At 71.9% G+C, this 13684-nt stretch carries 8 protein-coding genes; 3 read left to right on the top strand and 5 right to left on the bottom strand.

Annotation, left to right across the window (positions count from 1 at the left end):
- Window positions 1-45: 45 nt before the first annotated feature.
- The 4 genes from ACIBQ1_RS12885 to ACIBQ1_RS12900 are packed head-to-tail and all read right to left on the bottom strand — an operon-like array spanning window position 46 to window position 6582.
- A complete protein-coding gene (locus tag ACIBQ1_RS12885; protein ID WP_397277021.1) occupies window positions 46-1740 on the bottom strand; it encodes an allophanate hydrolase in 1695 nt (564 codons plus the stop codon).
- Window positions 1737-5201 (bottom strand): 5-oxoprolinase/urea amidolyase family protein, encoded by a 3465-nt coding sequence (locus ACIBQ1_RS12890; protein WP_397277022.1) that lies wholly within the window; start codon window positions 5199-5201, stop codon window positions 1737-1739. The genes ACIBQ1_RS12885 and ACIBQ1_RS12890 overlap by 4 nt, the downstream gene beginning before the upstream one ends.
- Window positions 5198-5788, bottom strand: a complete 591-nt coding sequence (locus ACIBQ1_RS12895; RefSeq protein ID WP_397277024.1) for an urea amidolyase associated protein UAAP2 — start codon at window positions 5786-5788, stop codon at window positions 5198-5200. Before ACIBQ1_RS12895 ends, ACIBQ1_RS12890 begins: the two co-directional genes overlap by 4 nt.
- The gene (locus ACIBQ1_RS12900; protein ID WP_397277026.1) at window positions 5785-6582 is read right to left on the bottom strand and encodes an urea amidolyase associated protein UAAP1; all 798 of its coding nucleotides are present in this window, start codon (window positions 6580-6582) and stop codon (window positions 5785-5787) included. Before ACIBQ1_RS12900 ends, ACIBQ1_RS12895 begins: the two co-directional genes overlap by 4 nt.
- Window positions 6583-6704: 122 nt before the next feature.
- Between ACIBQ1_RS12900 and ACIBQ1_RS12905 the strand changes: the two genes are divergently transcribed.
- Window positions 6705-7364: a helix-turn-helix domain-containing protein gene (locus ACIBQ1_RS12905; RefSeq protein WP_397277027.1), complete on the top strand. Its 660-nt coding sequence runs from the start codon at window positions 6705-6707 to the stop codon at window positions 7362-7364.
- On the opposite strand, the gene ACIBQ1_RS12910 is transcribed toward ACIBQ1_RS12905, so the two are convergent.
- A complete protein-coding gene (locus ACIBQ1_RS12910) occupies window positions 7287-8831 on the bottom strand; it encodes an amino acid permease (RefSeq protein WP_397277029.1) in 1545 nt (514 codons plus the stop codon). The two genes, ACIBQ1_RS12905 and ACIBQ1_RS12910, sit on opposite strands and share 78 nt — an antisense overlap.
- Window positions 8832-9211: 380 nt before the next feature.
- Between ACIBQ1_RS12910 and ACIBQ1_RS12915 the strand changes: the two genes are divergently transcribed.
- Window positions 9212-9523 carry a hypothetical protein gene (locus ACIBQ1_RS12915; RefSeq protein WP_397277030.1) on the top strand — a complete coding sequence of 104 codons (312 nt, stop codon included), beginning with the start codon at window positions 9212-9214 and terminating at the stop codon, window positions 9521-9523.
- Between the two features lie 75 nt (window positions 9524-9598).
- Window positions 9599-13669, top strand: a complete 4071-nt coding sequence (locus ACIBQ1_RS12920) for a zeta toxin family protein (RefSeq protein ID WP_397277032.1) — start codon at window positions 9599-9601, stop codon at window positions 13667-13669.
- Window positions 13670-13684 lie beyond the last annotated feature (15 nt).

Genomic DNA, 13684 nt, shown 5'->3' on the forward strand with positions numbered 1-13684 from the left:
ACCACCCACGCCGCCGCGGTGAGCGGTCGATGCCTCGACGAACGCTCACCCCGCTGCCAGGTAGGCTCGCCAACCGCCGTGAACCGTGATGTCGGTCGCACCGGCCAGGCCCTCCGGCGTGCACACGAAGCCGGTCGCCGTGCCGCCGCCGGCCAGCTCGACCTGGCCGAGCGCGAGCGGCCGGGGAACCTCGGCGAGCAGGCTGCCCAGGCCGTCGGGCGGTAGTTCCCACACCTCGACCTCGATCGGCGCTCCGCTCTCGGCCGTGCGGACCAGGCCCGGCTTGGGCGGGGTGGTCGGCAGGGCGTACAGGCGGTAGGCCGAGGCGGTGGTGGTGGTGAGGACGAGACCGGCGCCGCGTTCGGTCAGCTGGTGATTGAGCGGCTGGCCGCTGAGGTGAGCGCCCACGACGGCCAGGCGCAGCGGCAGGCTGAGCGTTTCGGCGATCGCCGCCAGATGGTCGTCGGCGTGTGGACGGCCCAGCAGCATCACGCCGAAGGGCCGCCCGCCGGCCGTCCCGGCCGGCACGGCCAGGGCGGACAGGCCGAACAGGTTGGTGGAGTTGGTGAAGCGGCCGAGCCTGGAGTTGGCGGTCAAAGGCTCGGCCGCCACCTCGGCGAGCGTTGGATGGCCGGGGGTCGTGGGCAGCAGGAGGGCGTCCGCGTCCCCGAGGTTCGCCATGGCCTGGGCTCGCAGGCCCGCGAGAGCTTCCTGGTCGGCGAACAGGCGGTGTGCGGGGATCGCAGCGGCGGCCGTGATGATCCCCGCGACGGTGGGGTCCAGGTCGGGACCGCCCTTGGCGACGAACTCGCCGACCGCGCGGTAACGCTCGGCGACGAAGGCACCCCGGTAGAGCAGTTCGGCGGCCTCCAGGAAGGGAGCAGGGTCGATCGGGAGCAGTTCCACGCCGCGGAACGAGCGGGCGGCGCGCTCGAAGGCCTGCGCCCAGCCGGCGTCGAGCTCGCCGAGCGCGTCCACCGCCGGCACGGCCACCCGCCAGGGCCCCGGCCGCCTGGGCGGCACGGCCACCTCCCTTGCCGACTCCACGGCGCCCGGCGAGGCGGGCGCCGTGGTCACCGGCGAGGCGGTCATGACGGCGAAGGCGCGGCGGGCCTCGGGCAGGGAGCGGGCGAAGACGGTGACGCAGTCGAGGCTCCCGCAGGCGGGTACGACACCGTCTGTGGGGACGAGGCCGTAGGTCGGCTTCAGCCCCACGATCCCGTTGAAGGCCGCCGGGACCCTCCCGGACCCCGCGGTGTCGGTGCCGAGCGCGAAGTCCACGATCCCGAGCGCGACCGCGACCGCGGACCCGGAGCTGGATCCGCCCGAGACGTAGGAAGGGTCGACGGCATTGCGCACCGGCCCATAAGGGCTGCGCGTCCCGACCAGCCCGGTGGCGAACTGGTCGAGGTTGGTCGTGCCGAGCACCACCGAACCTGCCGCGCGCAGCCGTGCCACCACCTCTGCGTCACGTTCGGGCAGGTAGGCATAGGAGGGACAACCCGCCGTGGTGGGCAGGCCCTCGACGTCGATGTTGCCCTTGACCGCGAAGAGCGTCCCGGCCAACGGCAGGGCCGGGTCGATCGCGGCGGCCTCCGCCTCTGTCTCCTCCTGCGGGCGCAGGGTGATCCATACCTCGGGCCGGTTCACCTCGGCGATCCGGGCATAGGCCCGCCGTATCCTGTCGACCGCCGCGGCTCCGCGCCCGTCCGCCCGCTGAACGCCGTTCGTCGCGGTCATGCCCGCTCTCCCCTCACCACGACCAGCGCGGTCCCGGCATCGACCTGGTCGCCGGGCTTGACCAGGACCCGCTCCACCACCCCGGTCACCGGCGCCAGGACAACCGACTCCATCTTCATGGCCTCCAGCACGACGAGCCTGTCCCCTGCTTCGACCCGCTCGCCGGCCGTGACGGCCACCTGCCAGACGCCGGCCGCGAACTCGGCCACCACCCCGCCCGAGAGAACCTCCGTCGAGGCAGGCGGCGCGTCGGGGGGTTCGGAGCCCCGGGCGAACTCGCCGGAAGCCTCCCAGGCGGCACGCTCGGTGGCGAAGGCCGCGGCCTGCCGCTCCCGGAAGTCGGCGATGGACGGCGAGTGGGCGGCCAGGAAGCGGCGATGGTCGGCCAGCGAGAACGAGCCGTCCTCGATCTTCAGCTCCAGCCGCCCGGCCGCCATGTCCGCCCGCAGGTCGAGCAGCTCCTGCGCGCTGACCGGGTACCAGCGGATGCGGTCGAAGAAGCGCAGCAGCCAGGGCGTGTCCTGCCCGTAGGTCGACCAGACCTGGACCGTGCGGCCGACGAACTGGTAGCCGCCAGGCCCCTCCATGCCGTAGACGCACAGGTAGGCACCGCCGATGCCGACGGAGTTCTCCGCGGTCCAGGTCCTGGCCGGGTTGTACTTGGTGGTGACCAACCGGTGCCGCGGGTCGAGCGGGGTGGCCACCGGGGCGCCCAGGTAGACGTCGCCGAGCCCGAGCACGAGGTATTCGGCGTCGAAGACGGTGTCGTAGACGTCCTGCACGCTGCCGAGCCCGTTGATCCGGCGGATGAACTCTATGTTCCACGGGCACCAGGGAGCGTCGTCCCGTACCCCCGCCATGTAGCGTTCGATCGCCTCGCGTGTCGCCGGGTCGTCCCATGACAACGGCAGGTGCACCGTGCGCGAGGGGACCACCAGTTCCTCGACGGGTGGCAGCCCTGCTTCGAGCTCCATCAGTACGTCCAGCAACCGCTCCTGCGCCAGCGCGGCCGGATCGAGGTGGACCTGGAGCGAGCGGATGCCGGGGGTGATGTCCACGATGCCGGGCAGCCGGGCCGCGTCCACCGCCTCGGCGAGGGCGTGCACCCGCATGCGCAGGGCCAGGTCGAGCTCCATGGGGCCGAACTCGACGAGGAGGTTGTCATCGCCGCTTCGCCGGTAGGTGACGTCACCCCGGCGGGCCAGCACTCCTCCGTCGCCGGGCCGGCCGACCGCTGAGGGCAGGCGGACGAAACGCAGGGTGTCACCCGGCCGCAACTGGCCGAGTTTCCATCGTTCGCCCGTCACGACAGTGGCGGGGCAGACGAAGCCGCCCAGTGAGGGCCCGTCGGGTCCGAGGATGACCGGCATGTCGCCGGTGAAGTCGATTGCCCCGACCGAGTAGGGAGTGTCGTGGATGTTCGACGGGTGCAGTCCCGCCTCGCCGCCGTCGGGCCGGGCCCAGCGCGGTTTGGGGCCGATGAGCCGGACGCCGGTGCGTGCCGAGTTGTGGTGCACCTTCCATGTGGTGGCGTAGAAGTCGGCGATGTCGTCGTCGGTGAAGAACTCGGGCGCGGCGTGCGGCCCCTCCACGACGCCGATTTCCCAGGTGCCCGGCTCCCAGGCTCCGCCGGCCCCGGTGAGCCCCCGGCGGACCGTCCCGCCGCGCAGCACGTCGCCCGCGCGCAGCGCACGCCCGCCGTGACCGCCGAAGTTGCCGAGCGTGAAGGTGGCGGCGCTGCCCAGGTAGGCGGGCACGTCCAGGCCTCCGGCGACCAGCAGGTACGTGCGCATGCCGGTCGGCGGGGCGCCGATGTCGAGCGTGGCGCCCGCCGCGACGGTCACCGGCTCCCACATCGCGATGGGCGTGCCGTCGAGCGTGACGGAAGCGGGCGCGCCGGTGACGCAGACCGTGGTCGCGTGGGTGAAGCGCAACGCCGGACCCTGCAGCGTGCACTCCAGCCCCGGTGCGCCGGGCTCGTTGCCGAGCGCCTGGTTGCCCAGGCGGAAGGAGCGGTCGTCCATCGGGCCCGACGGTGGCACGCCCACTTGCCAGTACCCGGTGCGACCTGGCCAGTCCTGGACCGTGGTCAGCATGCCGGGCCGGATGACCTCGATGCGCCGCGAGTCGTCGCCGATCCCGGCGAGGGTGGCGGTGTGGTGCGTGGCCGCCAGCACAGTGGGGTCCTCGACGACCGCCCGCAGCAGGGCCAGATTGGTCTCGACGCCGTCGATCCGGGTGGCCTCCAGGGCCGTGCCCAGCCTGGCCAGCGCCGTCTCGCGGTCGGGCCCGGACACGATCACCTTTGCCAGCATGGGGTCGTAGGAGGTGGTGACCACGGTCCCGGTCTCGATCCAGGTGTCCACGCGGACGTCGGCGGGGAACTCCACCCGGGTGAGCAGCCCGGCGCTCGGCCGGTGGTCCTTGCTCGGGTTCTCCGCGTAGACGCGCGCCTCGACCGCGTGGCCGCGCGGCTGGGGCACTCCCGCGTCCAGCGGCGAGCTGTCCCCCTGCGCCAGCCGCAGCATCCATTCGACCAGGTCGACGCCGTAGCGCGCCTCGGTCACCGGGTGCTCGACCTGCAGGCGGGTGTTGACCTCCAGGAAGTACGGCCGGCGCCGCACGGGGTCGTAGATGAACTCGACCGTCCCGGCCGATCGGTAGCCGACGGACTCGCACAATCGCAGCGCGCTGTCGGCCAGCAGGTCGCGTGCCGAGTCGGGCAGGCCGGGGGCGGGCGCCTCCTCCAGCACCTTCTGGTTGCGGCGCTGCAGCGAGCAGTCCCGGTCGCCGAGGGCCACGACGCGCCCCCGGCCGTCGCCGAACACCTGCACCTCGACGTGGCGGGCGCCCTCGACGAGCCGCTCCAGGAACACTCCGGCGGTGGCGAAGTTGGCCGAGGCCACGTGCTGCACGCTCTGCCACGCCTCGGCCAGCTCCGCCGCGTCGCGGCAGGCCCGCATCCCGATCCCGCCGCCGCCTGCGGTGGCTTTGAGCATCACCGGGTAGCCCATCTGCTCGGCGGCGCTCCGCGCGGCCGGCAGGTCGGCGAGCAGTCCGGTGCCGGGCAGCAGCGGGACGCCCGCCGCGTGGGCCGCAGCGCGGGCGGTGTGCTTGGCGCCGAACAGCTCCAGTTGCTCCGGGGTGGGGCCGACGAACGCCATACCGGCCGACTCGACCCGGCGCGCGAAGGCGGCGTCTTCCGACAGGAAGCCGTAGCCGGGGTGGAGCGCGTCGGCGCCCGACGCTATCGCGGCGTCCAGCACCCGGTCGGCGTCGAGGTAGCTGTCCTTGGCCGGAGCTGGGCCGAGCCGTACGGCATGGTCGGCCAGCCGGACGTGTGCGGCGCCGCGGTCGGGGTCGGAGTAGACCGCGACGGTTCGCAGGCCCATCCGGCGGGCGGTGCGAATGATCCTGACAGCGATCTCGCCCCTGTTGGCGACCAGGAGGGTCATGCTCATTGGATCGTGATCCTCACCGGGGTCGGGTCGAAGCCGTTGCACGGGTTGTTGATCTGCGGGCAGTTGGAGACGAGCACCAGGACGTCGGTCTCGGCGCGCAGCGTCACTCTCAAGCCGGGGGCGGAGATGCCGTCCACGATGCCGAGGGTGCCGTCGGCCTCCACCGGGACGTTCATGAACCAGTTGATGTTGCTGACCAGGTCGCGCTTGCCCAGGCCGTGCCGCAGGCCCTCGGCCAGGAAGTTCTCCACGCAGGCGTGCTGGGACCAGGTGTGCTGGCCGTACCGAAGGGTGTTGGACTCCTTGGAGCAGGCGCCACCGAGCGTGTCGTGCCGGCCGCAGGTGTCCTCGACGACGGTCAGCAACGGCGTGTGCTCGTTGGACAGCAGCACGGTGCCGGTGGTCAGGAAGATGCCGCCCTGGGCGTGGACGGTGTCCTGGGCGCTGTAGCGTACGGCGGTGTCATGGGCGTCGTAGATCAGGCAGTCGACGGCCTGGTTCCCGCCGAGGTCGGTGATGGTCAGGTGCCGGCCGGCCGGGACCACCGAGGACCAGGGAGCACGGGCGGGAACGGTCACGTCGGTCATCGCATGCCCCTGGCGGTGAGGTGGTCGGCGGTGTTCTCGAAAGCGCGGCGGCCTTCGGGGGTGGCTTCCCAGAGCGGATCGCCGGGCTCGGTCGGCCTGCCGGAAGAAGCGGCGACCTCCAGCGGGCCGCAGCGGTAGTCGGGACGAGGGTCGATCGGGTGGGTGGCGTTGGCGATGACGACGGTCACCGGCATCTCCACGCGGAGCGTGATGCTCGCGCCGGGGCCCGCCGAGCCGGTGAACTCCAGGCGTCCCGACCCTGGGTCGACGCGGACGCCCTGGAAGAAGGAGATGGAGGGCGGCAGGTCGCGCGGGCTCAGCCCGTGCTTGGCCGCGGCCAGCTTGAACAACTCCCGGCCGGCGGGCGAGGTGCTCTGCGGGGCGCCGTCGCCGTAGCGCTCGGTGTTGCGACGCAGCGTGGAGACGCCGCACAGGGCGTCGGCGGGCGCGGTCGATTCCAGCACCGAGGCCAGCACCCGGCCCTGGTCGGACAGCAGCAGGTGCCCCGCGCCGGGGTAGGCGTTCCACAGGACCTTGATGGTGTCGGCGATGTTGAGCCGTTCCCAGGGGCGGTCGGTCACGTGAAGCAGCAGGTGGGCGCAGGCGTCGCCGGTTGCGTCGGTCAGAGTCAGCTCCGTGCCGCGGGCCAGGGCACGGTGCGTGTAGTTGCCGCCCGCGACCGTCTCCGACCAGGTCAGGCCCTCTGGGGCCGGCACGCGTGGCATGGCCGGGACCACCGCGCCCTCCTGGGCACGGGCGTGCTCGCGTGCGCCGTACGTGGTGGCTGTCGCCATCGGGCTCCTCCTTTAATTTCTGTCGCTCGACAGAAATTAAGATCGTGACGTTTCGCCCGCGCATCCCGGCTGTTTCATTCCTGTGAAACGGAGGGGTCCGCGGCCTGTGGAAGGATCGGTGCGTGAACAGAAGAGGGGTGGGACGTCCACGTGCCGTCGCGCGTCCCGAGACCGGCCTGTCCCCGCGCGAGGAGCTCCTGGCGGCGGCGGCGGAGCTGTTCACGGTCAACGGCTACAGCGCCACCACCACCCGGGAGGTGGCCGAGCGCGCCGGGGTCCGGCAGGCAACCCTGTACCACTACTTCAAGGGCAAGGAAGAGCTGCTCGCCGAGCTGCTGGAGAGCACGGTGCGGCCGTCGCTGGAGGCCGCGCGCCTGCTCGCCGCCTCCGACGCGCCCGCGGGGGCGCGGCTGTGGGCGCTGGCGTACCGCGACGCGGCGCTGCTGTGCTCCGGCGAGCACAATCTGGGCGCTCTGTACCTGCTGCCCGAAGCCGACCGGTTCCTTGACTTCCAGGAGTTGCGGACCGCGCTCAAGCAGGCCTACTCGGGCCTGCTCGCGCCGATCACCGCCGGGCTGCCGCAGAACGAGCGTGACCTGCGCGCGGATCTGGTCTACTCCGTGGTGGAGAGCGTCATCCTGATCCGCAGGAACGCCTCCGCCCTCGCGGTCGAGGCGATGGCGGAGGCGGTGGCCGACGCCGCGCTACGCGTTGGCGGTGTCGGTGAGGGCGACCTCGCCCACCTGCGAGAGCTGGGCAGCGCGCTGCTTCGCGGCGGCTGACCGCCGGTACAGCACGCCCGCCCCCACCGCCGCGGCCAGGAACAGCGCCGTGAACCATTGGAAATACCACTCTCCGCTGGCAGGGGCGTACACCTCGGCCCGCGGCCAGGCCAGGTTGACGGCCATGCCGACGCCGTAGACGACGGCCAGCACGTTGACCGGCAAGCCCCAGCGGCCCAGGGAGAACAGCGGCTTGCCGTTCTCGTCCACCCCCGCCGGCGCCCCGCCCCGCCACGCCCCGCGCAGCCGTTGCCACAGCAGTGGCCCGGTCACCATCGCGTAGGCGATGTACAGGGCCACGATGCAGGTGGTGCCGATCGCGAGGAAGGCGTCGGGCGAGATGAAGTTGATCGCCGCGATGAGGGCCGCCAGGGCGCCGGTGACCAGGGCGGGGCCGGTCGGCATGCCGGTGCGGGGCGAGACCCGTGCCAGCTGTGCGGCGAAGGGCACGACGCCGTCGCGGGCCATCGAGAAGAGCATGCGGGTCGCGGAGGTCTGGATCGCCAGCGTCGCCACGCAGATCGCCACCACGACGTCGGCCAGCAGCAGTTTGCCCAAGCCGTCGCCGAGGGTGCTGGTCAGCACGTAGGACAGGCCCTCGGTGGCCAGGCGGCCGTCGGTGAGGCTGGGCGCGGCGAGCAGCGCGGCGAAGACGATCAGGCAGGCGAGCAGTCCGGCCGCGCCGAGCGCGGTGATGATCGTGCGCGGCGCGACGGCGGAGGCCTTGCGGGTCTCCTCGCTCAGCTCGCCCGCGCTGTCGAAGCCGATGAGCACGTAGGACGCGGCGAAGGCGGCCACCAGCAGGGCGGCGAAGGCGCCGCCGGGCAGGCCGGTCTCGAAGGTGATGCTGGGCTCGCGGTCGGCGTGGGTGAGCAGCAGTACGACGATGAGGACGGCGCCGACGATCTCGGCGGTGACCCCGATGACGTTGACCCTGGCCATGATCTTGTTGTCGAGCAGGTTGACCACGGTGGTGACGGCGAGCAGGAGCACGGCGAACAGCGCGGCGTTGGCCGCGCCATCCGCGGACACCGGCGAGGGGTCGGTGCCGATCAGCTGGAAGCCCGGCCAGATGGCCGGGAGGACGACCTGCAGGGCCAGCGCCGCGGCGGCGATCACCGCGACCTGGCCGAGCACCATGATCCAGCCGGCGAACCAGCCGAACGTCGCATTACCCATGCGGCTGGACCACTGGTAGATGGCCCCCGAGATCGGGTAGCGCGCGGCCAGCTCCGCGAAGCAGAGCGCGACCATGAGCTGGCCGGCCAGCACCAGCGGCCAGGTCCAGAAGAACGCCGGGCCGCCGAAGGAGAAACCGAGGCCGAAGAACTGGAAGACCGTGGTGAGGACCGAGATGAAGGAGAAACCGGCCGCGAACGAGGCGTAGCGGCCCATGCTGCGGTGCAGTTCCTGCCGGTAGCCGAACTTTTCGAGGACGCTCTCGTCGGCGGAAGGTGAAGGCGCCATGGGCTCTCCCCGGGAGGCAATTTCTGTCGATTGACAGATAAGTAGCCCCGTTCTGTTGCCCCCACGTGTCCCGGCAGTTCCCCGGCAGTAACGCTGCCCTCACATCAGCAGGTGCGCAGCATGGGCGGCGGCGCGCGTGACACCACCGGCCGGGCGACCGCAGGCGCCTCATGAGCACACGCTTCGAAAAATGGCGAAACGTTCCGGCGCGCGCGATATTGACGGCTAGGGTCGCAGAAAGATCCGTTCCCGGCGGCACAAAGGGGGGTGTTGGCCTCGCCTCCTCTGGATGCGGACACGCTGCGCGCCTGTACCGAAGAGCTGCGCGACGCCGGGCTCTCGCGGTTGAGCGAGCACCTGCACGGCACCTGGGACGCCTCGTGACACTCAGGATCGAGCGCCCCTTGGTCGATCAGGGACTCGCGCGCTGGAACGCCATGGCCGCCGACCTGGACGACGCGGTCAGGGACGCCGTGGCCCGCATCGAACGGCTGCACGCCGCCGCTCCGTGGGGCGACGACTCGGCGGGCAGGGAGTTCCGGCGGGCGTACATGGAAGGTGACGGCCCCCACCTGGTGATCGCCTGGGCAGGCGACCAGGTCGGCCGGATCATCGACAGCGGCACAGCGGTTCGGCAGAGCGTCGACGGCTCGGCGGAGGCGGAGGCCGCATCGTTCGACAGGAGGACCTAGTAGCTTGACCACAGCCCATCGGCACGGGGGCGAGCCGAGGCAGGCATGGCTGTAGAGACCGGTCCAGGTCGCAACGTGAGCTCCCCGGTCACCGGAAGGCTCGCGGACCAGGACGACACGATCGGCAGCGGAGGATTCGCCACCGACGTGACCAAGGCGTGGAGCGAGAGCCTGCCGCCGCCGGCCGACATCCTGCTCGCGCTGATCTCGTCCGGGCAGCTGTGGCCGGAGGCCGGCGAGAGCGGCGAGGCGGCGCTGGCGGTGGCATTCGAGGACCTGGCGAAGTGCTCGGCGGCCGCCGCCCAGAAGTGCGGCCCCGCGGCCGGCAAGATCTTGGAAGGCTGGCAGGGTCCTGCCGCCGACGCCTTCCGCGCGGACGTCGAGCGCCTCGGTTCCGGGGAGTCGGGGCTGGCCGCGCTGGCGCAGATCGCGCACGCGTACGCGCTGCAGCACGACGGCTACGCACGCGAGACGCAGTACGCCAAGTTGTCGATCAACGCGGGCTTCTGGGTGACGCTGTCGGCGGCCACCGTGGCGGGACTGGCCACGTTCTTCAGCGCGGGAGCCACCACTCCCTTGCTCGGCCCGTACGCCAGGGAACTGCGCAGGTTCCTCGACCAGGTCTTCAAGCGGCTGGACGAGGCGGCGGGCGTCCGCTTCGCCGAGAAGGTCGTCCCCAAGGCCGCGACCGTGAACACCGCTCGGCTGAGCGCTCTGGGGCGCGGCAAGGCCCTGCTGGCAAGGGCGGTCGCCGGCCACGCGCTCCGGGAGGTGCCCGAGGAGGTCGCCGAGGGGCTGCTGATCGACGGCTACGCCCAGGACCGCCAGCGGGAGCTGGGCACCCGCCGGCGGTGGGACGGCCGGCGGACCATGGCCGCCATCCTCGGCGACGCCGGTGGCGCCGTGCTCGCTTCCCGGCTCGTCCGGCCGATGTCCAGGTTCGTGAGCAGTGTGCCGGGGATCAAGGCCTTGAATGCGGCCGCCCGCGACGCTCCGGGCATTCTTAACGCCCTGCGTCGCTATCCCGGCCGTGCCCTTCAAGCCGGCCTCACGAATGGGGCCGTGTCAGTGCCCGCCGGGTTCGTGGCCAACGGCGTGGTGTACGGCAAGTGGGAGCTGCCGTCAGCCGAGGGAGTGCTGGGCGGGATGGCAGCGGGCGCCGGCCGTACGAACACGATCAGCCCGTTCAGCGCCGACGTGGTCAGCGCGATCACCCGTCCGCACGCCGCGCTGGACGCCGCACACGCCACGGCTTCGGCCGCGGACGCGTCCCGCACGGGTGGCGGCTCCCCCACGCCGGCCGGCACGAGTGGCGGTACGGCCCCCGGCACGCACACCGGTGCGGCCGACCTGGCCACCAGTTCCTCTCCCAGCACCGGCACGGGCGTCACCACGACAACCACACCGGCCACCACCTGGACCGAGAGCGCGCCCATCGGCGCTGCCCCGCCCCCGCTCGCCACGACGCACAGCACGGTGGCGAGCCTCCCATCCGCCCCATCCGTGCCCGTGGCCAACGTCCCGCCCGCCTCATCCGGGCCCGTGGCCAACGTCCCGTCCGCCGCTCCGGCGGCGCCGACGGGCGGCGGCACGCCCGCCACCGCGGCCGGCACACCAGCGAGCCCTCCACCCTCCACCGCGTCCCACGCGGCTCCTGCCGGTCCCACGGCGAGCGGCGATCCCACTCCGGCACGAGCGCCGCGGGCGCCGGCCGTCACCGAAGCGGCCGGCGGTCCGGGCACCGTCCTGCCGCCTGTACCCGCCTCCTCCACACCCGCCTCCTCCACACCCGCCTCCTCCACACCCGCCTCCTCCACACCCGCCTCCCTCACGTCCGAAGGCCCGCCCGCCTCCGGTGACCCGAGAGTCCGGCCGACGCAGGCCTCGCCGGAGCCCCCGACAGCCATCTCACCGTCCGCAACAGTGCGCCGCGGAGAACTGGTGCCCTCTCATGCGGACCTCGTGCAGGCCCTCAGCGGAGCGCGACCCGCACCCGAGCCCGTGGGCCCACCCGCTGCCAGACCCCGTACGGACCCGTCACCGTCAGAACGCGAGCGGCCGGTCAAGGCACCGGCCGATACCGGCCCGCCGACGCCTCCCGTCGACCACAGGCTCACCGACGAGGATCTACGGGAGATCTTCGAGCGCCGGATCGTCCCCGAGATGTTGTCGGGCGCCACGCGCTCTCCGAACCCCACGATGATCGTCGTCGGAGGCCAGCCGGGCGCGGGCAAGTCGACCACGATCCGCCGGCTCCACGAGGGGTTCCGGGAACGGGGCGGGGCCATCCGGCTGATCGTCGACGAGTACAAGGACTTCCACCCCGCGTACGCCCGGCTACTGGCCTGGAACGACGTGGCGACCAACAACCTCATCCAGCCGATTGCGAAGCAGTGGCAGGCGATGGCGTTCGAGCATGTCATCGCGCACGGCTTCAACGTGATCGTCGAGGCCACCCTGGGAGACCCGCGCGAAGCCGGCGCCTTCATCAAGCAGTTCCAGGACCACGGCTACCAGGTGGAGACCGAGTTCGTGGCGGCCGCCGGGGCCCAGAGCCGGCTGTCGGTCCTCACCCGCTATCTGAGCGAGAGGGTCAGCCACGGCGCCGGCCGTTTCGTGCCCGCGGCGGCGCACGACAGCCGCTTCTCCGGGTCGGAGAGGACGGTGGGTCTGCTGGAGTCCGACGACCCGCCGGCGATCGTGAACGCGGTGCACATCCGGCTGCGCACGGGCGAGGCGATCTTCTCCAACCGGCGTGGACCCGATGGCGGATGGCTGGGACGCACGGGCGCCCAGGAGGCCCTGCGAGCCGAACGGGAGCGCCCCTGGACGCCCGTCGAACGGCTGGAATTCACGCGCCGGCTGGACGATCTGCGTGGCACTTTGGAACGGCAACGCCGGGAGCACCCCGAGGACGCCACCACCTACGACCACCTCGCCGGTGAGGCTGACGCGGTCGAGGCCATGGCCCGACCATGGCTGACCCCCGACGACCCCGCGGAGATCGAGCGTTTCCTGGACTTCGAGCGCGAACTCGGCGAGGTGCTGTACCACGACGCCGCCGCCCGCACCGCCGCGGAGCGAACGGTGGCCAGACTGCACGACGTCCTCACCGCGCTCCATCGTGAGCTCTATCCGGGAACCCCGGCCGCGCGCACCGAGCAGGCGTTCTTCAAGGACGACCCCACCAGCCCCGGCCAGGTCGGACGCGACACGATCGCGCTGGCCGACCTGCGCCGCGAGGGCAATCTGCGCATGCTGATGACCTCGCTCTACAACGCTGCCTTCTTCAGCCAGCACGGCCTGACTCTCAAGGAAACCCTGTACGAACTGCGCACACGGCCGGACTGGACCCGGACGGCGGCCCGCGCCGGCTTGGACGTGTCCCGATTACGTCCTCTCCTGGAGCGCCCGCTGGCCAACTCCCGGGAGATCTTCAAGATCTCCACCCTCGGCACGCATTCACCGGACGCCGCCATCACCGTGGCCGAATTCAAGGAGAGCCAGGCCGCCAGATGGTCACGCACGGTCGAGGAACTGCCGGCGTTCCAGCGAACGCCCCAGGACTTCCTGAACCGTGACATGCCGCTGCACTCCCTCGAACTGGCCACCGCGCGGCGGCCGGCCGAGCCGTCGCAGCCGCCGAGCACGCCCCCGGAGCCGGCCTCCTCGCCGGAGATCCGCAACGTTCTGGACGACCCGGCGGCCGAGGACACCTGGTCGGAGCTTCTCGATCGACCTGACGACGACCCCGCGCACGATGCGCAGGAGCCGATGAGCTGGGTGCTGGGAACGGCTCGTTACGGCATGCACGCCGACCACCCTTGGTTCACGACGGTGTCCACGGAGGCGGGGTTCCCCGTCGTCGCCGGGATATCGGGCACCGCGGCCCGCCTCCACTCGATATTCCGCTGGATACAGCCCGAGGGCGTCACCGAGGAGGATTTCACCCGCGCGCTCCTCGGCTGGATGCTTCCGACGGAGGACCATTCGATCTACGAGATCATCCGCGGTGTGGAGGTGGCGTCGCCGGGTCTGTTCGGCACGTTCGCGAACGCGATGGAACTGTACGGCCGCATCGCCGCCGCCGACGTCCTCGCTAGCATGAACTCCACCGCTCAGCACGGGAGGCGGGAAACCGGATGAGTCAGCGTCCATACA

Origin of the sequence: Nonomuraea sp. NPDC050153 (assembly GCF_044460125.1) — a bacterium.
Lineage (GTDB): Bacteria > Actinomycetota > Actinomycetes > Streptosporangiales > Streptosporangiaceae > Nonomuraea.